Source organism: Cohnella boryungensis (assembly GCF_042651945.1).
GTDB lineage: Bacteria > Bacillota > Bacilli > Paenibacillales > Paenibacillaceae > Cohnella > Cohnella boryungensis.
The window spans coordinates 1-18,795 of sequence record NZ_JBHSED010000002.1; the positions used below are offsets into that span (position 1 = coordinate 1).

Sequence of the window (18,795 nt, forward strand, 5' to 3'; positions counted from 1 at the left end):
AATAGTGCTGCAAAGTCGAACTAACGGCCTGCACGGAGCAGGTGAGGAGCAGAGTAGTGCTGCAAAGTCGAACTAACGGCCTGCACGGAGCAGGTGAGGAGCAGAATAGTGCTGCAAAGTCGAACTAACGGCCTGCACGGAGCAGGTGAGGAGAGGAATAGTGCTGCAAAGTGGAACTAACGACCACGTAATCGCTATGTCGATGCGCTCTGATGAGTCGCCTCGGTACCACTTGAACATAACATTTTCTCGGACGAGTTAAGGTGACATTTTCTCAGACGTTTGACATCGTTCCGAACCTAAGAAGAGGGAATTCCGAATGCTGGAGATACAGCATGCGAAATTCCCTCTTTAGCTTGCTCAAACTCCGCCGAATTCCGGCCCGGAGCATCCGCCATGGCCGGCCTTCCTGTCAGAGAATGTTGTCCAGAGCTTTAAGCATCTCATTCGTGCCGTGCTCGCGCACCTCCGGCGTATCGTAGCCGTCGAAGAACGCCCCCTGCTCGGTGAAGACCAGCTTCGTCCCGCCCTCCACCGCGATGAGCTCGATCGTGGTCAGCGAAACGGAGATACGCGTATCGCCCGAATCCAGAGAATAGGTATACACGATGCGCTGCCCCGGAACGATCTCTTGATAGTGCGCATCGAAGGTCATAATCGGCCCCTCGGGCGCGCCTCCGGTGCTGTGTTCGCGTCCTCCGACACGGAATTCAAAAACATCGGCCCTGGAAAACCATTGGGCTTTGACATCCGGATCGGCCCACGCCTGGTAGACTCGCTCCGGCGATGCGTCATAGGTTCGTTCGACGACGAAGGTCGCATGTTTGACATAATGCTCGTTCATGTTTTGTCCTCCTTGATTTTTGCTTCTTTATTCGCGGCCAGAAAATCGCCCAATAGATCCAGATGGCGTTCCCAGCCCGTCCGACGCTCGATAACCAGCTTCTCCTGGTTCTTCTTCATTGCTTGCAGAAGCCGAGTGAAATCTTCAACGGATAACGCGGTCTTCCCTTGCAGCTGCTTGGACACATGCTGGAGCTGTTCAAGGAGCTTCTGCTGCAGCTTGATTTGCTCCTTGAGCCGGGTCATTTGCAGGTTGACGATCTCAAGCGGACTGATCTGCTCGCCGGACAGTGCAGATTTGATCTCTTCAAGCGACAGACCCATCTCCTTCAGCGACAGAATCTGCTGCAGCTGCGCCAGATCGGACTCGTCGTACAGCCTGTGGCCGGACTCCGTCTGTCCGGAGGGCGAGAATAAGCCGATCTGGTTGTAAAACCGCAGCGTCCGCACCGTAAGTCCCGTTAGTTGGGCAAGGTCCCCCACCTTCCAATGTCGTTTCATAGCCGCTCCTTCGTTAGCGCTAACTGTTTACCGGTAGCTTAACTATAAAACATGACGTTACGTAAGGTGCAAGCCCTAAATTTATCCGCCCTTGCGATTGGATGGATTTTCAAATTCACGATTGCAGTCATTTGCCTGTCCGATTGCGTCTTTATTAAAAAATAACCCGTCATGAAAAATAACGAAGCTCTCAGTTGTATTAAAAGGGAAAGGGGGAGCCGAGGTGTACAATTCATATGAGCTCAATGAATCTGTGCGACGGGCATTGGATCTCTATTCACAAAGCTTGATCAAAATTGCCTTTACCTATTTGAAAAATATAGCCGATGCAGAAGAAGTGACCCAGGAGGTGTTTGTCGCCTACCTGCAAAAACGCCCTGTATTTGAAAGCAGCGAACACGAGAAAGCGTGGCTGATCCGAACAACCATCAACAAAAGCAAAAACATGCTGAAAACCGGATGGTTCAAAAGCAGAAACCCGGTTCCCGAAGACCTCAGCTACCTCCCGAAGGAAGAAAGTGAGGTGCTGCAGGCGGTACTCGCTTTGGACAAGAAATATCGAATCCCGATTCATCTGCATTATTACGAAGGGTATTCCATCCAGGAAATTGCGGTTATTATGCAGGCCAAGCCTGCAACGGTAGGAACATGGCTTGCCAGAGGACGCTTGCTCTTGAAGGAGAAGATCGGAGGCCTGGACAATGAAGAAATCTGTTTATAAGTCGGCGATGTCCCATGTGAGGTCCAGCGAGGACTTCAAAGAGGCAACGTATCGGAAATTAATGCAAGAGATGCAGAAGACAACGAAAATCGAGAGTTCAACTCAAAAGGAGCGATTACAGATGGAAAAATCGAAAAATAAAAAGCTAACAGGGTGGGCAGTCGGTATCGCAGCTTGCGCCGTATTGACGGTCGGCCTTCTCAATATGAGCCCGAATTCCCCAACGACTACGTCTCAGCCCTCTCCTGTCGCGACGCAGCCCTCCCCTGACATAACGCAGCCCTCTCCTAACGTAACGCAGCGTCCAACGACGGGCAAAGCGGCCGTCAATATCGATGGCGTCATCTCCGAAGTAAGCGCGGACGGCAAGAGCTTCAAGGTGGGCGAATTGTGGGTGACCGTAACTCCGGAAACCCAACTGGGCATCGACGGGCCTACGGCCGCGAAGCCTTCCGAAGAGCTGCTGCAGAAGGAATTCAAAGTCGGCAACATCGTATCCGGATTTACGACTGAGGATATCGCCACGGGACAAGTGAACGCGACTCGTATATACAACAACATAGCCCCTCAGCAATAAGAGACCTCTGGAAGGAAAGAGCTGAGTCGGATGACCTCCGCTCAGCTCTTGATTCATTTTATCGGCTCAACAGCCGATCGATCAGCCACGGCTTAATCAAAGGCAGCACCGTTGCAGGCTGCATCGCCTTGGTATGATCCATATTTTCGCCGCTCACTATGCGAACATCCCAGCCCAAGCACTTGAGCTGCACTTCGCTTCTCTGCAAGATGCCGACGATATCGACCGTTACGTCCCCGAAGTTCGGGCCATAAACGATCGTATCCTTCTCCCCGGCGAAGGCAAGCCTAGGACAGCGCAAGCCTTCAATAGCTTTCGTGTCATCGACCCCCATCAAACCTCTATACAAGGTGTAAAATTGCTTCGTTTGATTCGGATCCAGCTTTACCTGCACGTTATCCCAATCAAAGTCTTCCGCACTTATTTGCTCTTCGGCGATTGGGATATCAGGCTGCTTCTGCTGGTTTAAGGCTCGCTCATAGGTCCTTGCCGTTACGGTCATCATTTCTTGATAGGGTCCCTCATACGGGGGGAAGCCTCCCATAATCAAGCTTTCCAAGCGGTCGGTTCTGATCGCCAATTGCAGGCCGGCCAGCGCCAGCCAGGAGTATCCGTAATAGCTGAACGATCCAACCTTCATCTCATCGGCTATGCGCAAGAAGTCCTTTGCAAGGTTCTCCGGCGTAAGAAGCTCGGGCTGAGGATAGGCAAAAAGATGTCCCTCGTAATCAAAATGCAAAACCTGAAATCGATCGGAAAGGCCTTCCACGAAGCTTCTTCCCAGCTCAGGATCTACTCCCCACAACTTTAGACTTTCGGCTTCCTGACCGAAGACGGATTTTTTAGCTATGGGCAGCATAATGACTTTCCCATCCGGATTACCCGTTAACCCTGCTTCCAACTGCGACCCGTCATTCAATGTAACAAGCTTGTTCAACAGAATCACTCCCCATCTGATATACTCCTAACATATAACATTCATGCAAGCTTTCGATTTATAGCAACGGAGCATTGACTAGGCCTGGGAATTCAGGCTTTTGTATTAACGTAGGACTTTAAGGTTTTACTTTAATATTCGGGGAGTGGAAGAATGAAACGGCGATATACCGCTTCGCAAATTGCCGACGAACTGGGCGTAAGCACGACGACCTTAAGAAGATATGAAGAGCAGGGGCTGATTCCCGATGTGCCAAGGACGGCAGGGAACCATAGAGCCTACTCGCCAGTGCATTTGCAGGCATTTGCGGCGATCCGATCGCTGCTGCATGGCTGTGACATACCCGTTGTGTACGATGTCATGAGAAGAATCAAGAGGGAAGAGACAACCGATGCTCTCTGGCTGGCGAACCATCAGTTGTACCTGACTCAGGAGGAGAAACAACGCGTTGAAGAAATACTCGGCATGATCAGGAACGCCGATTTCAATCAGTATAGGAATGTTAAATTCATGAGTGCGATGACCATCGACAAAGTGGCGCAAGCGGCGGGGGTAAATGCTTCAGCCATTAGGCATTGGGAGAAGGAGGGGTTGATTGTCTCGGAACGGGATAAGGAAAACGGCTATAGAATCTTTACCGAGTCTGAGCTGCGGAAGATTCTAGTGATCAGCAGCTTGAGAAAAACCATCTATTATATTGAAAACCTGAAAGACCTTCTGCAAGAATTAGAAGCTCATCGATTCGCCAAAATAGACCGTTCCTTCCAGCTTGCGCTCGAAAAATTGAACGATAAATTAACGGCGCAGTTCAGGGGAGTAGCAGAGCTAATGAAGTATATAGATATGAAAAGGGCCGCCGGCATCTGAGCCGGGACCCCTAAGACAGACTTTGCAGCGCTCTACTCACACCCTCTGACTTATCTTGTCTCTTTGCGGTAGATTTCCATGCTCTTGTAGCCTTGGCCCAAGATTTGCTTCGTTTCTTCCCGCCGCTTCGCCCGTGTTTCTTCCTGCTTGGCGCTGTAGATATAACGGGCCCAATCCTTGCGGTACCCCGGAGTAAGCGACTGGTAAAAGGCAAGGATCTGGGGAGTATCCTGCAGATCTTTCTCCACATCCGCAATCCGAGAGATATAATCGTCTACGCGTTGACTCGGCTTTGATGAACGATCGTCATTCTTGCGCGTCTCTTCCTTAAAGCCGACAACGGTAAACACATCGTTCAGGCCCACCATCCGCGCAAATTTCATGCTGCTCGTGCCTATGTAGCCGTTCTCATCCGCCCCCAGCCCATCAAACAGACTATCACGGTGAATGTAATGAGGATACACTTTATTTCCCTTTTTGGGGTATGCGGCGTACAGATAGCCGTCTTGATTTAATTGGCGGCGGTCAATTACCTTCTGGACGAGCTCTTGCAACGACTCCATAGTGAGAACATACGCAAAAATCAGATCGTACCCGCTTGCGGTTAGCTGAGTGTCATAATCGACCAGGCCCGATAAGCTATGTTCATTCTCTGGCTCATTTAAGACGGCAACTCTTTTGTATTTATGCAAATTTAATTTCTCTACAATTGTTTTGGACATTTGCGTTCTCCCGTCTATGCTGTCTTTGCTCTCTGATTAATTATAAGCGCTAGTAAGCGGCATTTCACCGATATCCTTTCTTAAACAAGTTGCCCGCGATTCAAAGGGTTAAAACCTGAAAATCAAAAAAGAAAGCCGTTCAGACTGTGAACGGCTTTCAAGATATTTATAATAGAGCAAGCAGTACTGCTTCAAGATCTATTGCTTCAACATACTTTCTTCCTTGTTCACGATCCGGATCAGCTTCATAAGTACGACAACCGCTTCCGCACGCGAGGCGCTAGCCATAGGCGCGTATTGATTGCCGCCTCTCCCTTGTACGATTCCTTGCTTGGCAATTGCCTTGATCGCCCCTTTGGACCAAGCCGGTATAGCCGCATCGTCTGTGAAGGTCGTCGTCTCGTTGGCTGCCGGCTTCACATGCTGTGCATTGGCAAGCATGACCGCCATCTCGGCGCGCGTAATGAGTGCATCGGGCCGGAAGGAGCCGTCCGAATAGCCGCTGATAATTCCTTCCTTAACCGCCAAAGCAATCTCGTTCTTCGCCCAGCTGCCGATCGCATTGTTGTCACTGAAACGCAGTTCCGGTCCTTCACCCTGAATCTTGAGCGCTTTGATTAGCAACACTGCGAATTCAGCTCTTGTAATGGAAGCGTTGGGCCGGAACGTACCGTCGGAATAACCGGTCACCATTCCTGCCGCCGCTGCCTGCACGATAGCTGACGCAGCCCAGTGTCCTTCAATATCGGCGAATTGCGGAGAGGTCGTCCCGTCCGGGCCCTTATTGACAGGCAGCACAGCAAACTTGATGAAGCTGTCGATTTCCACGGCAATGCTGTTGCCTTCGATAACGCCGCCAAGCTCTATCCACACTTGTCGTTTCTCGTCATAAGAGAAAATGGACGCTTGTTGGTTACCTCTCAATAAGGCCGGATCAAAGTACAGGCGGAGCGACAGGCTTTTCGCGACTTTGCCGGACGACTTTTTGAGCAGCTCGTATACGGGGCTGATCAATCGTTCGCCATGGTTTTGCAGCTTCGTTGTATCGGTTATTTTTTTCACCTGCAGGATCATATCCTGCTCCGACGCTCCGCCCGGAATGAGAAGGCTAATTTCGCCTTTACGATGATATTCTCCGGATTGCCCCGCTTTTATGATGATTTCATCATCGCCCGTTATCGCGCTATCGACATTGCCACCGCCGCCGGTGCCCCCAGTGCCTCCGTTGCCGCCTCCTGTTGAAGGATTCGCGGCGACCGTTACGGTTACCGTGTAGTCCTTCGTGCTGCCGTCCTGCGCCGTCACGGTGTACGTCACCGGCGACGTGAAATCGTTCGCCGTCGTTCCGCTCACCTGAGCCGCCGAACCGACCTTCACAGTCGAGCCCGCAGAGCTGCCGAACGTCGCTGCCAAGGCCCGGACGTCTGTTCCGTACGGCACAGTCAGCGAGACGTTCGTTCCGCTGATCGTTCCCGTCACCGCAGGAGATAGTCCCGCAAAGCTGAACGCCGTCAGCTCCTTGTCCGTATTCGCGGCGACCGTTACGGTTACTGTGTAGGCTTTGTTTGTCGATCCATTCTCGGCAGTAACCTTATAGATGACGGCGGACATGAAATCATTGGGGGTCACGCCGCTGGTCTGGGTCACGCCTCCAACTGTCACCGTAGATGCAGGCGAGCTTGCGAATGTCGCTATCAAATCCCCGACATTCGTCCCGTAAGGCACGGTCAGCGCGATATTCGTTCCGACGATCGTTCCCGTCACCGCAGGAATTAATCCCGCAAAGCTGAACGCCGTCATGTCGCTTGCCGAACTCAAGCTTCGCGTCACGGTTATCGTGTATGTTCGCGTTGTAACGCCGTCCTGTGCGAGCACCTTGACTTGAATCGTATTAGAGCCGGTACTCAAGCTCAAATCCGTGCTGTCCGTTCCGCTGGCGACGGCAATCGGATCGCCTCCGTTGACGACCACCGAGATGGTCGCGCCCGCATTCGTAGCGGTTGGCTTAACGGTTACGCTGGAGTATCCGTTCGCCGCCGTCGCCGTATACGACGTTGTGTTCGCATTGAAGCCGGGGCTGAACGCGCCAGAGGATAACGTCAATCCGCTCAATGTGGCAACCGTACTTGCAGCCCGCGTGACAGAAATGGAATAGATTTTTGTCGATCCATTCTGCGCCGTCACCGTAATCTCGAGTGTATTGACGCCTACATTGAGGGCAAGCGCAGAGCTATTCTGACCGCTTGCGACGGACACGGCCGTCCCGCCGTTAACGCTGACCGTCAACGTGGCCGTAGCGTCTGCGACTGTCGGTCTCACCGTTATTGTAGAGGTTGCGTTCGCCACGCCGGCGGCGGTGTACGAAGTCGTAGCGGCAGAGAATGTTGGGCTGAGCATCCCTCCCGTCGTCGTCAATGCGCTCAGATTGGCATTCGAGCTGCCGGCCGCCCTTGTCACCGTCAGCGTGTAGCTCTTCGTATTCGTCCCATCCTGGGAAGCAACCTCGATCGTGATGACGGTGTTTGCGCCGGCCGCAAGTCCAATATTCCCGCTGGCCTGACCGCTTGAGACCGCAGTGCCGTTTACCTTAATCGTCGATCCGGCATTGCTGGCATAGGGGGTAACGGTCAAAGCCGATGAGGCATAGGGAACGCTGACCCCATAGCTCGTCGTGGCCTCTGCGAATGCCGGACTAAGCGTACCCGCCGACAATGTTATGCCGCTCAACCCGGCCCCGGAAGGGTCTGCGCGAACGACGTTCAACGTATATTCGCGGCCGCTATCTCCATTAGCTCCCGTCACGGTTACGGCAACCGGATTGCCGCCAACGGACAGATTCGAGCCTCCGCTTGCGGAAATGACCGCCGACGGATCGACTGCCGTCCCCGAAAGAGTTACGCTATGCACATCATACGCGACTGCCACCGTAGAGGAACGCGATAAATTGTCCGGGGCAGGTACGTTGACGGATGCGCCGCTATTGTCCGTCACCGTTAATCCCGTCAGCCATAACGGCAGCGGCGCTGCGCGGAGATAAGGCGTCGTTGTCGCCCCGATGCTCCACGTGCCGCTGAAATCCCAGCCGCTAAAGCTTCCGCTGGACTTCATCTGCGCCGTCGTATATCCCGTTAATCCGGTAGCCGTCCCCGAGCCGGAGCCCGCGCTTTGCCCGGTCGTCGACGTATTCCAATACCCTCTCGTGAAGGTCGAACTCGTGCGAGTACCGACCAAACCGCCAGCGGCGCTGCCCCCTTGTACCTTTCCCGAAGAGTACACATTCGTGTAGGATCCTTGATTGCTTCGTCCGATCAGCCCTCCGGCCGAAGCCTGATTCGCAGTGGCTTTCCCGGTGGCAAAGCTATTCGATATCGCTCCGCCAATATCTTCTCCGATCAGCCCCCCGACCTTGTTGGAACCGTGGATATCCCCTTCCGCATAGCTCGTTTCAATCACGGAGTACCCTTGTCCGACCAACCCGCCCACCGCTTCCCCGGCGCCAGTGACCGTTGCGACGGAGCTGCTGGCCCTTATCGTGCCGCTGTGCAGGCTTCCGACAAGTCCGCCCACATTGTTGCGCCCGCTGACCGATCCCGATGTCCGTACCTTCGAGACCAGATTGGAATTATGCAGGCCTGCAAGTATGCCGACGTTGTCTTTGCCGACAACGGAAGCCTGAACGATATTGAGATCGAATACGCTGCCGATATAGATGTATTGGAACAAGCCAACCACGTCCTCGTTCGGCCGATCGATCGTTAAGCCCTTGATAACGTGCCCATTGCCGTCCAGCTTGCCCTCGAAATAAATCGGTTCCCAGCCGGCTCCGCCATTAGCCGTTGCATAAACCGAAAGATCGATATCCGCGATAAGGCGGTAGGCTTTCTGGTAATCGTCGCGAATGTCATTGAACTGCTCGGCATTCTCGACGAGATAAGGCGAAGCCTCCGTTCCGTTGCCGCCGGCAAAGCGATTTCGATTAATCGTAAGCGTGTAAGTACGGGTGGTGCCATCGGATGCGGCGACTTTAACTGTGATCGTGTTGTCGCCCAAGCTCAGATTACTGCCGCCCAGCACCGTATACCTAGCGTCGGGATGATTCGGAGTTGCCGTTATCGTTACACCGGTCGACGAATTCGGAACGACCGCGCTGTAAGCGAGCGTACCGCTGCTGAAGCCGGAAATCGGAACGCCGTCGATCCGCAAGTCCGTCAAGGCCGCATCGGAAGACAAGCTGGCCGAGTTCAGCTTATGGATATTCAACGCATAGACCTGCGGGCTTCTCACCCCGTTGGGGTCATTGATCGAAAGCGTGGCCGCATTCGCCCCAGTATTAAACCCGTTCATTCCGGAGACCTCCACGATCGCTCCGACGTTCGCAACAACCGGTACGGCCGTCAGTGAAGATACGTTCCCGGTTATGCTCAGATCGTATTGGCGAACGAGCGAGTGCCATGCAGGCGTAATGTTCCCCGCCGTACCCGCATCGGGGGTTACGGTTAGATCGGTCAACCATAAGGGAGCGTTGCCGCGCAAATAAGGATAGCTCTTTCCCTCCGCGATCGCCCACTTGCTGCCGAAATCAAAGCCTCCGAAGCTTGCAGCCTTGTATAAGTCGCCCCCCGAAAAGCCGGTTATACTCCCTGCGCTAAAGCCGAAGGCCGTCCAGTAGGCTTCGTTATTCCAGTACAAATGCTCGAAGGTCCAATTGTACGTATACCCGGCAAATCCGCCTACGCTGGTGTTGCCCGTTACGGCGCCTATAGCATAGCTTTCGCTGAATTCGGATTCGTAGATATTACCCACGAATCCGCCGACCGCCGTATTTCCGCTAACCGTACCAAGCGCGTAGCTGTCCCGAATGACGCTTCCATAAAAAGCGCTGCCGAGCAGCCCGCCTACCTCGTTATGGCCAGCGACCTCTCCCGATGCGTAGCTTCGCTCCACCGTTCCTGTCATCAGAAGTCCGACGAGCCCGCCGACATACATGTCTTGTCCGTCGACGTTCCCTTCCGCGTAGCTTTCCAATATAAAGGTGTTCGTCGAGTTCGCGCTGGACCCGATCAGCCCTCCGACATGGGACCCGTTCCCCTTGACGGCTACGGCCGCGCCGGAGCTCTGCACCCGCGAATGCTGAACTTCGCCGATCAGGCCTCCGACATAAGAGCCGCCCTCCAATTCCCCGGAAACGTGCACGTTCTCCACCGTGCCATTTAACATATAACCGGCCAGAATACCGCTTTTATCTCCCCCGACGACTTCGGCCTGCACGATGCTCATACTTATAACCGTGCCGCTAACGGACTGGAATAGCCCGACATTGCTTTCATCCCCGCGACGAATGGACAAGCCGGTGATCCGGTGGCCGCCCCCGTCCAGCTTGCCGGCGAATATGCCCCCGATCGGTCGCCACCCTTGCCCTCCATCCGCCGCTGCATAGGAGGATAGATCAATATCCTGAATGACCTTATAGGAAGCGTTGAGATCGTTGCGGATCTCATTTAATTGATCGGCATTCTCGATTACATACGGAGAACCGGAAGAACCGTCGCCGCCCGCGAAGATCGGAGCCGCCTCGACGGGATACAGCGGCATGGACGCCATAATCAGCATTCCGATCATCTTAAGGAGCAAGACGCGATATATTCCCTGCACTGACAACCTCATTTTATTAAACCTCCATATGAACTTGGTAGTAGATACAATAAGCAACCCAAGTAAAATGGAGGTAAAATTGCGCAAAAATGAAACATGCCCCTGCTTAACCCTTCTAAAAGCGCCTGCGTCAGCCTTATTAGCCGTTGCAAGTGCTTAGCCGCTTACAGGGCAGGTTCATCCAGCAGCAACAGGCAGCGTGAAGCAGAAACAGCTCCCTTTTCCCCGCTCGCTCTCCACCCTGACCTCTCCATGATGCCGCTCGACAATCTCCTTGACAATGGCAAGCCCCAGACCGTTTCCGTCTGATGAGCCTCCAGTCTTGCCGCCTCTGTCGGAGCGCTCGAAGATTCGCTCCAGATATTCCGGGGCAATGCCTTCCCCTTCGTCCCGAACGCTGATCTGTACCTTTTCCGACCCAAGAACCGCATTCAAGGTCACCTTGCTGTCAGGGGAAGAGTACTTGCAGGCGTTGTCCACCAGATTGGAGAGCGCTCTTCGAACCGCATGACAGTCTATCTCCATCACGCTCTGATCATCTGCGGGCAAAAGGCATTCGCAAGAACGACCCGTCAGGCGAATATCATGCGCCAGAGCGAGGAACTCCTTCTCCAGCCAACCTCTTACCCGAACGGACTCCAGCGCTTCCGTCGCAGAGGCGTGCTCGAAGCGGCTTAACTGAAAGAGCTCGTCGATAAACCTATTCATATATAGAACCTTCTCGTAGATCTTCTCCAGATGCTTGTTCTTCTCGCCCGGTTCAACCTGAATGCCCAGCAGCATCGCCCGAATTCCGCCCTGTACAACCGTCAGAGGAGTGCGGATATCATGCGAAATGTTCTGCAGAAGCTCATTGCGCTCCTGCTGGATTCTCACAAGCTTCTCCGTCCTTAAGCTGACCGTCTGCTCGAGCTCTTCGTTCCAATGCTCCAGGGTTCTAACCATCCTCTCCTGGTGGAGGATCATTTGCTCCTGCGCAGCTTCCTTATCGATCTGGTTCTGTCTCAATTGATAGGACACGGCGAATGCCAGAATAACAAACTCGGCAACGGAGCCGATCTGGTAGCCGTAATGCGTTAGAATGTTGAATTCCATCAGGCCAAATGTATAGAGAATAGCCGGAATTGCGAGGCCCAGCAATGAGATTAGCGCGAGCACGATGTAACGGGCTGCGCGATTCCCCCGATATACGCTCAAGCAGGTCGCCCAAGTCAAGACGAATACGACTACAGTCTCGTAATAAATCGCCATAGTGGAGAAGCCCGGCCAATGAAAGAGCAGCCCTCCTAGTATTAGGGGGGATAACAGTCCGAGTATTCTAACGATCAATTCCATTCGGGGGGCATACGCGGCGAGCTGCAGCATTTTGTCCAGAAACAGCAGCCCGAACAAAAGACAAACAATGAAGGAAAAAAGAAATACGCCCTCGTAATTGTCGAACGCCCGCAGAAGCAGCTCCAGCAGCCAATGGTCTTCTCCCAATATTTCTTGAAGCAGGCCGTTCCAGATCAGTTGGGAGAGGGCAAACCAGATGAGGTAGAGAGAATAATACAGGTAGGAAACGGTGCGTATGAAAATATACATCGCGAGCATATACGCGAACATAAGCAGGACGAAACCGTAGTAAAGGCCGAAATAGAGATATTCATCACGGAGCTGAACGCGAAATGCGCGCTCGTCGATCAGCTCAAGGGGAACGATCATAGAACCGTCTGTGGCCGCTCTCATATAGACAGTAACGGGCAGATCGGCCGGAAGGCGGATGGAATACGTCCAATAATGATCGGCGATTCTGCTCCGGGTGGCAGTCTCCCCTTCTTCGACTGCGGCTGCAGGCTCTACGTATACGTCGAACGAATCGACAACCGGATTCGAGAGACGGAGCATCCAGTTCTCCTGCGTGGAATAATTCGCGAACGCAGCTCTTATCCAATACGTCTTGGCGGATAAGCCGAAGGCGGTCTGGCCAAGCGCGGGCTTGAACCGATTGGCATAAGCCGGCGACTGTATATCCTCTAGGGTCAATCGCCCCTCCTCATCCGGCAGATAGGCCATATGCGCATTGATGTTGTGACGATTCTCTTGATCCGTAAGCAGAATTTCGCCGCCGGCTTCCAGTCTTGCCGACCCCGACACAAAGTATAGCCATATCAAGGCAACTCCGGCTATGAAGGCCGCTATGGCAAGAAAAAACAACCTATTCTGCTCCGTGATTGACTTTCTCATGTGATCCTCCCGGAATCCGCGTTCTCTCTTCGTCACTTTAATTCAGGGCTTGCGATATTTTTTCGACATTTAATGCTAAAATGGAATTGTATGGCTTGTTGCAGAATCGAGGGGATGGATGTTGGAGGGCAAGGTGATACTCGTCGTCGATGACGATTCCGATATACAAAGCCTGATAACCGCCTTTCTAGTTCACGAAGGCTATATTGTCCGCAACGCGCTCAGCGCGGCTCAAGCTCTGGCCTTACTCGGTCAGGAGGAGCCTGATCTTATTCTGCTGGACATTCAGATGCCGGATATGGATGGCATTACGCTGTGCAATACCATCAGGAAACAATATAATCGGCCGATCCTCTTCGTCACCGGAACCGATCAGCCGAAGGATAAGATCCAATCCCTCCAGTCAGGAGGGGACGATTACATTGCCAAGCCGTTCGATCCAGTCGACCTGGTGCTCAGAGTCAAGGCCAATCTGCGCTGGGGCGCGCTGCTTGATCAACGCGAAGCCGAGAGCTCCGTGCTCGTATTTCCAGGGCTTCAGATTGATCTGCAAAGAATGACAGCTACCGTCAATAACCTGCCCGTACAGCTGCTCCCCAAGGACATGCAGATTCTCTCCGCGCTCGCCAAGCAGCCCAACCAGGTCTTCCATCCGCAGCAGCTTTACCGGCAGGTCTGGGAGAATGATTTCAACTATTCCAGGGATACGGTTAAAGTCCATATTTCCAATCTCCGCAAAAAAATAGAGCCTGATCCGGCTCGGCCCCGCTATATTATAACGGTCAACGGCTTGGGCTATAAATTCAACCCCTACGGCGCCATATAATTCGACTGCCCGAGACGGCGCAAGCGGACAAGCGGCATCCCTTTTCACGAAAGGAATGCCGCTTACCCGACCATGTGAAACGCTTCGCACATTACGCACCCGAAGCTGCGCTCTCATCCCCGGCCCAACCGGGTCACTTCACCATAACAGCGTGAACTCCGAATCTTTTCATTTTGTCCAAATGCTCCTTTGTCAATTTCACGCCGGCGGGAAGCAGAACCATGCCGCTGGGTGTTGTAACTCTATCCGCCAGAATATTTCCCGGAAACACTTCTCTCATTGTTACCTTCTTCGCCATTCCTGATCTACCCTTCACCGTAAAATGTCGTTCTCGAGGAACGTATACGGTACAGCATAATCATGCGAGGTAAAACAGAGGTAAATTGCAGTTAAAAAAGAATAGAGATATCCGTCAGTCCCTCGCACCTCAAGCAAAAATAGTCCCCGACCGGTAAAGGTTAGGGACTATTCCTTATGGGGAGGGCCCGGCCTCGAAAAAGCAATGTCTCTCGAAAGGCGGTTACCCTTCATTTAAGCATCTTGAACATGATGCCGACCTCTCGGTATCACCAGCGGGGAGCCCGAAAGCGGGTCCTCGATTACCGTGCAGTCCATCCCGAAAATGTCTTTGACCAATGTGCTTGTGATTACCTTGGACGGCTCTCCTTCGGCTACAAGCTCTCCTTTGTAAAGCGCGAATATATGATCGGCATAACGCGCGGACAGGTTGATATCATGAAGAACCATCACAATCGTCGTTCCGTGCTTGCGGTTAAGGTCCGTGAGCAGGTCAAGAATTTCGACTTGATAGGTGATATCCAGGAAGGTGGTCGGTTCGTCGAGAAACAGAATGTCGGTTTGCTGCGCCAGAGCCATGGCAATCCAGACGCGCTGTCTTTGACCGCCCGAAAGCTCGTCGATATTGTGATTGGCGAATTCGGTAATATCCATAATGGTCATCGCTTCGGCGACGGCCTCATAATCCTTTTTCGACCATCCGCTGAACAGCGTCTGGTGCGGGAATCTCCCCCGCCCCACCAAATCCGCCACGGAGATCCCTTCCGGAACGATGGGAGATTGCGGGAGCAGTCCGACAACCCGAGCCAGCTGCTTCGGGGGCATTTTGCCAATGGGCTTCCCGTCAATGGTAACCTTGCCGGATATCGGCTTGATCAACCTGGCCATCGTTTTGAGAAGCGTAGACTTGCCGCACCCGTTTGCTCCAATAATCACGCTTATTTTATGGCTGGGAATCACAAGGTCTACGCCATGGATAACCGTTTTATTCTCATAGCCGGCTACGAGCCGTTCGGCTTGAAAAAGATGCGTCGATTTCATTATAGTTCTCCCTTTCGATTCATTCGGATAAGCAAGAAGATCAGATACGGCGCTCCGAGTAATCCGGTGATGATGCCCACAGGGAATCTCACCTCGAAAGCGAATTGTCCGATCAGATCTGCCGCCAGAACCAAATTAACGCCGACAAGACCCGCCGGAATCACGTTGGAGAAGCCGACTCCGACTAATCTTTTGGCGATCGGTCCCGAAAGGAAGGAAACAAAGGCGATGGGGCCCGTCGTAGCGGTCGCGATCGCGATCATGAAGACCGAACTTACGATGAGCGCGATTCTTGTTTTGTCCGTGGCCACTCCGAGGGAAGTAGCCGATTGTTCTCCAAGCTCGAGCAGATTGAGACGTTTGCCCAACAGGATGACGATCGGGGCGAAAATCATGACCGTTAGGACAAGAGGCGGAAGCTCGCGCATCTGGGAGCCGTTGAGGCTGCCGGCAAGCCACCTGAGCGCCGCGGGAATATCCTGCTGCGAGCTGATCAGGATCAGATAGGAGATGACGGCGTCCAGCATAGCCTGCATGCCGATTCCGATCAGAATTAATCGCCCGATCGAGAACGCTCTTCCTCTGGATAAGAAATATATGACGATGACGGTAGCGAGACCGGCGATGACCGATGCTGCGGACACGATGGCCCCGCTGGCATGAAGAACCGTGATGCAAAATACGGCCGCCGCGCTCGAGCCTGAGGTGATCCCGATGACGTTCGGGTTCGCCAGAGGATTGCGCAGCATCGTCTGAAAGACGTATCCGGCAATGCCGAAAGCGAATCCGGCGAACAGACCGGCCAGCATTCTCGGCAGGCGTATCGTATTCACTGCGAAGGACACGCCTTTGACCGAATCCCCCGAAAGCGCCCGGATGACCTCTTTTACCGGATAGATGGTGTTCCCCAGCAAGAGCATTGCGCAGCAAAGCAGGCACGCAAGCACCGCAAGGCAGACAGTGACCAGTATCCATCGGCGGTGTCTTTGACGTCGCCCCACTTTAATCCACTCTACAGATTCATTTCTCATAATGAACGCACTTTCGATCTCATCGCTAAGATGATTAGTATCGGAGCTCCGATAAACGCCGTAACAACGCCGACCTCAAGCTCGCCGGGGCTGCCGATCAGCCTGCCGCTTACATCTGCTATCGTCAAAATAAGGGCACCCGCGATCGCCGACATGGGGATGACAAAACGCAGGTCCGGGCCGAGAATAAGACGCATGACGTGCGTGGACAATAGTCCGACAAAGCCGATAGGGCCCGCCAGCGCGGTGGCTGCGCCGCATAGAATAACGCCGGCCAGAGCCGCAACTAGCCTCAGCACGCCCGTTCGAACGCCCAGTCCGGTGGCGACGTCGTCTCCCAGCGCCAACGCATTAAGCGCCGGGGCCGTAACAATGGCAATCAGAACGCCGACGATCAGAAAAGGAGCGAAGGTCGCGATCGCGCTCCAACTCCCCGAGCCGACGCTTCCCACTTGCCAGAATCTGAACTGATCCATGACGTAGGAGCGCGGAATCAGGATGGCGGCGACCAGAGACGAGATGGCGGCGCTTGTGGCCGCTCCGGCCAAAACAAGCTTAATGGGCGTGGCACCGCCACGCCCCATAGAACCGATTCCGAATACAAAAATCGCAGTTATCGCAGCTCCGGCCAATGCCAGCCATATATATTGATTTGCGGTGCTTATGTTCAAGAACGCAATTCCGGAAACCACAAACAATGCCGCACCCGTGTTCACTCCCAGTATGCTCGGGTCGGCAATCGGGTTGCGGGTGACCGATTGCATGAGCGCGCCGGACACTCCGAGCGCCGCTCCGCAAAGCAAGCTGAAGACGGTTCGGGAAATTCTCTTGCGAACGATATTCGCTCCGTAAGAGTCGATGTCCGGATGAAACAAACCGTCGATCAGCTCGTGGAACCTCACCGGCCGGGAGCCCAAGACGAGAGAGGCAACCGCGCATACGCCGAGCAGAACGATACAGACGACGAGAACCGTCGTAAAGTTTCTTGGCATATGCAGTTTTTGTCGTCTGTCCGTTAAAGCCGAAGAACTACTCATTGATCTTGTCGATAGCTCCTCCGATGAGTTTCAGATATTCGTCGATCGTATAGGCGATCGACAGCGGATTCGGAGTTCCCGCCGCAACCAGAGGCGTGTCGCTGGTAATAAACGCAACGGAGCCTCTCTCGATTGCAGGGATTTTGCCGAGCAGGGAGTCGGCTTTAAGAGCTTGATATAATTCCTCGTTGCCATATCCGACGATCAGATCCGCATCGGACAGAGCTTCGGCGTTCTCGGCGCTCAGGTTTAAGGAGTAGCTCTTCGGATCGGTGATCTGGCTCGTTATGCTTTCCGGATAAACCATTCCCAGTTCGTGAAGGAACGCGACGCGGGAGTCGATCGGCGTATAGATGTGCAGCTTCGACAAATCGTCGGCTTTGAAGTTGACCCAGACGACTTTCTTGCCGCTGATTTGGGGATAAGCTTCCAGCTTCTCGCTGAGCATACTCTCGACATCTTTAATGAGCTGCTCGCCTTCCGCTTTCATGCCCATGCCGGTTGCATTGAATTGAACTTGCTCGCGCCATGTCGTAGTCCAAGGAGCGACCGGGTAGGCGACAACCGGAGCGATTTTGCTGAGAATATCGTAATCCTCCTTCGTGATCCCGGAGTACGCGGCAAGAATAACATCCGGATCGGCATCGGAAATCGCCTCAAAATCAAGGCCGTCCGTATCCTGAAACACATTCGGCTTGCTCACGCCAAGCTCCTCAAGCTTTTTCGCTGTCCAAGGCAACAGCCCGCTGCCATCCTGAACGCCGAAATTCGCCGCCGAGAAGCCTACGGGAACAACGCCAAGAGCGAGAACGACGTCGTGGTTCGCCCATTGGATGGTAACGACTCGTTCAGGCTTGCTTTCGATTACCGTTTCGCCCAAAGCATGCTTGATCACGATCGGATATTCGGCTTGAGCCTCTTGGGAAGCAGGCGCTTCTGATGAAGGCGTTTCGGCGCTTGCCGAAGCGCTCGCAGTCGGAGATGGCGAAGGAGAAGGCGTCGATTCGGATTTTTCGCTGGAGCAGCCCACCAGCAATACCATAATCAAAGCCATAACAATAAGAGTGCTTACGGAGTTTTTTCTTTGTGCGATCATTTTACATACCCTTCCTTATCCTGAGTTGTATTTTTAGAATAGTGCCAGCAATAGGTAATGATAATGATTATCAATTTCACAATTGTATCTTCACTTTGTAAGCCTGTCAATGGCATTTACAAGGCACATGCTGTCTATTTTGTGAACCGGATGCTGCCTGCGCTGACTTCGTGTGGCAAGCAAATCAGCATCCGCCACCCTGGGGATAGCAGACAATTTTCACGTCGAATACGCTTCAGACAAATCGGAAAAGCCAGCCCGATCGCTTATGCGAAGAGGCTGGCTTTTCCGGTCTGTGTGAGGCAATGATGGTCGTTCGCCAAGGGGGGCGATTCGTTTCCCCTTCGCAAGATCGCCGCTGTACGGCTCCGCGTTTATTCGAAAAGGCCGATGACTCCGTCTGGCAGCCAAAACTTCTTGA

15 protein-coding genes are annotated in these 18,795 nt (G+C 53.4%); 4 read left to right on the plus strand and 11 right to left on the minus strand.

Translation table 11 applies throughout. From position 1 onward, the window contains the following. Nucleotides 1–412: 412 nt before the first annotated feature. Nucleotides 413–844, minus strand: coding sequence for an SRPBCC family protein (locus tag ACFO1S_RS00540; protein ID WP_204604049.1), 432 nt, complete (start codon nucleotides 842–844; stop codon nucleotides 413–415). After that, nucleotides 841–1,344 carry a MerR family transcriptional regulator gene (locus ACFO1S_RS00545; protein ID WP_204604048.1) on the minus strand — a complete coding sequence of 168 codons (504 nt, stop codon included), beginning with the start codon at nucleotides 1,342–1,344 and terminating at the stop codon, nucleotides 841–843. The genes ACFO1S_RS00540 and ACFO1S_RS00545 overlap by 4 nt, the downstream gene beginning before the upstream one ends. Before the next feature lie 223 nt (nucleotides 1,345–1,567). Here ACFO1S_RS00545 and ACFO1S_RS00550 point away from each other — a divergent pair, with 223 nt between their 5' ends. Both ACFO1S_RS00550 and ACFO1S_RS00555 read left to right on the plus strand, forming a co-directional pair. Beyond that, a complete protein-coding gene (locus tag ACFO1S_RS00550; RefSeq protein ID WP_204604047.1) occupies nucleotides 1,568–2,065 on the plus strand; it encodes an RNA polymerase sigma factor in 498 nt (165 codons plus the stop codon). Nucleotides 2,066–2,186: 121 nt separating this feature from the next. Then, complete coding sequence (locus ACFO1S_RS00555) at nucleotides 2,187–2,642, plus strand: hypothetical protein (protein WP_204604046.1); 456 nt, start codon at nucleotides 2,187–2,189, stop codon at nucleotides 2,640–2,642. A gap of 58 nt (nucleotides 2,643–2,700) precedes the next feature. Here the strand turns inward: ACFO1S_RS00555 and ACFO1S_RS00560 are convergent, their stop codons facing one another. After that, complete coding sequence (locus tag ACFO1S_RS00560; RefSeq protein ID WP_204604045.1) at nucleotides 2,701–3,579, minus strand: alpha/beta fold hydrolase; 879 nt, start codon at nucleotides 3,577–3,579, stop codon at nucleotides 2,701–2,703. A gap of 153 nt (nucleotides 3,580–3,732) precedes the next feature. Between ACFO1S_RS00560 and ACFO1S_RS00565 the strand changes: the two genes are divergently transcribed. Continuing rightward, nucleotides 3,733–4,446, plus strand: a complete 714-nt coding sequence (locus ACFO1S_RS00565; RefSeq protein WP_204604044.1) for a MerR family transcriptional regulator — start codon at nucleotides 3,733–3,735, stop codon at nucleotides 4,444–4,446. 50 nt (nucleotides 4,447–4,496) lie between these two features. On the opposite strand, the gene ACFO1S_RS00570 is transcribed toward ACFO1S_RS00565, so the two are convergent. The 3 genes from ACFO1S_RS00570 to ACFO1S_RS00580 all read right to left on the minus strand — a co-directional run bounded on the left by ACFO1S_RS00570 (nucleotide 4,497) and on the right by ACFO1S_RS00580 (nucleotide 13,046). Further along, on the minus strand, nucleotides 4,497–5,168 hold the full coding sequence (locus tag ACFO1S_RS00570) for a YdeI/OmpD-associated family protein (RefSeq protein ID WP_204604043.1): 672 nt from the start codon (nucleotides 5,166–5,168) through the stop codon (nucleotides 4,497–4,499). Between the two features lie 198 nt (nucleotides 5,169–5,366). Further along, nucleotides 5,367–10,832, minus strand: a complete 5,466-nt coding sequence (locus ACFO1S_RS00575; protein WP_204604042.1) for a cadherin-like beta sandwich domain-containing protein — start codon at nucleotides 10,830–10,832, stop codon at nucleotides 5,367–5,369. Between the two features lie 165 nt (nucleotides 10,833–10,997). Further along, entirely contained in the window at nucleotides 10,998–13,046 is a 2,049-nt protein-coding gene (locus ACFO1S_RS00580; protein WP_204604041.1) for an ATP-binding protein, read from the minus strand. Between the two features lie 118 nt (nucleotides 13,047–13,164). Between ACFO1S_RS00580 and ACFO1S_RS00585 the strand changes: the two genes are divergently transcribed. After that, nucleotides 13,165–13,872, plus strand: coding sequence for a response regulator transcription factor (locus ACFO1S_RS00585; RefSeq protein WP_204604040.1), 708 nt, complete (start codon nucleotides 13,165–13,167; stop codon nucleotides 13,870–13,872). A gap of 133 nt (nucleotides 13,873–14,005) precedes the next feature. On the opposite strand, the gene ACFO1S_RS00590 is transcribed toward ACFO1S_RS00585, so the two are convergent. The 5 genes from ACFO1S_RS00590 to ACFO1S_RS00610 all read right to left on the minus strand — a co-directional run bounded on the left by ACFO1S_RS00590 (nucleotide 14,006) and on the right by ACFO1S_RS00610 (nucleotide 18,374). Beyond that, entirely contained in the window at nucleotides 14,006–14,170 is a 165-nt protein-coding gene (locus ACFO1S_RS00590; protein WP_378126034.1) for a hypothetical protein, read from the minus strand. A 233-nt stretch (nucleotides 14,171–14,403) separates the two neighbouring features. After that, on the minus strand, nucleotides 14,404–15,210 hold the full coding sequence (locus ACFO1S_RS00595) for an ABC transporter ATP-binding protein (protein ID WP_204604039.1): 807 nt from the start codon (nucleotides 15,208–15,210) through the stop codon (nucleotides 14,404–14,406). Beyond that, nucleotides 15,210–16,241 carry a FecCD family ABC transporter permease gene (locus ACFO1S_RS00600; protein WP_204604038.1) on the minus strand — a complete coding sequence of 344 codons (1,032 nt, stop codon included), beginning with the start codon at nucleotides 16,239–16,241 and terminating at the stop codon, nucleotides 15,210–15,212. Before ACFO1S_RS00600 ends, ACFO1S_RS00595 begins: the two co-directional genes overlap by 1 nt. Then, entirely contained in the window at nucleotides 16,238–17,278 is a 1,041-nt protein-coding gene (locus tag ACFO1S_RS00605) for a FecCD family ABC transporter permease (protein ID WP_204604037.1), read from the minus strand. Before ACFO1S_RS00605 ends, ACFO1S_RS00600 begins: the two co-directional genes overlap by 4 nt. Continuing rightward, nucleotides 17,271–18,374, minus strand: a complete 1,104-nt coding sequence (locus ACFO1S_RS00610) for an iron-siderophore ABC transporter substrate-binding protein (protein WP_204604036.1) — start codon at nucleotides 18,372–18,374, stop codon at nucleotides 17,271–17,273. The genes ACFO1S_RS00605 and ACFO1S_RS00610 overlap by 8 nt, the downstream gene beginning before the upstream one ends. Nucleotides 18,375–18,795 lie beyond the last annotated feature (421 nt).

What these genes read in the sequence shown, in the direction of transcription:
- ACFO1S_RS00540 (WP_204604049.1), bottom strand. Translation starts at nt 844, where the DNA reads ATGAACGAGCATTATGTCAAACATGCGACCTTCGTCGTCGAACGAACC.
- ACFO1S_RS00545 (WP_204604048.1), bottom strand. Translation starts at nt 1,344, where the DNA reads ATGAAACGACATTGGAAGGTGGGGGACCTTGCCCAACTAACGGGACTT.
- ACFO1S_RS00555 (WP_204604046.1), top strand. Translation starts at nt 2,187, where the DNA reads ATGGAAAAATCGAAAAATAAAAAGCTAACAGGGTGGGCAGTCGGTATC.
- ACFO1S_RS00565 (WP_204604044.1), top strand. Translation starts at nt 3,733, where the DNA reads ATGAAACGGCGATATACCGCTTCGCAAATTGCCGACGAACTGGGCGTA.
- ACFO1S_RS00570 (WP_204604043.1), bottom strand. Translation starts at nt 5,168, where the DNA reads ATGTCCAAAACAATTGTAGAGAAATTAAATTTGCATAAATACAAAAGA.
- ACFO1S_RS00575 (WP_204604042.1), bottom strand. Translation starts at nt 10,832, where the DNA reads ATGAGGTTGTCAGTGCAGGGAATATATCGCGTCTTGCTCCTTAAGATG.
- ACFO1S_RS00580 (WP_204604041.1), bottom strand. Translation starts at nt 13,046, where the DNA reads ATGAGAAAGTCAATCACGGAGCAGAATAGGTTGTTTTTTCTTGCCATA.
- ACFO1S_RS00585 (WP_204604040.1), top strand. Translation starts at nt 13,165, where the DNA reads ATGTTGGAGGGCAAGGTGATACTCGTCGTCGATGACGATTCCGATATA.
- ACFO1S_RS00590 (WP_378126034.1), bottom strand. Translation starts at nt 14,170, where the DNA reads ATGGCGAAGAAGGTAACAATGAGAGAAGTGTTTCCGGGAAATATTCTG.
- ACFO1S_RS00595 (WP_204604039.1), bottom strand. Translation starts at nt 15,210, where the DNA reads ATGAAATCGACGCATCTTTTTCAAGCCGAACGGCTCGTAGCCGGCTAT.
- ACFO1S_RS00600 (WP_204604038.1), bottom strand. Translation starts at nt 16,241, where the DNA reads ATGAGAAATGAATCTGTAGAGTGGATTAAAGTGGGGCGACGTCAAAGA.
- ACFO1S_RS00605 (WP_204604037.1), bottom strand. Translation starts at nt 17,278, where the DNA reads ATGAGTAGTTCTTCGGCTTTAACGGACAGACGACAAAAACTGCATATG.
- ACFO1S_RS00610 (WP_204604036.1), bottom strand. Translation starts at nt 18,374, where the DNA reads ATGATCGCACAAAGAAAAAACTCCGTAAGCACTCTTATTGTTATGGCT.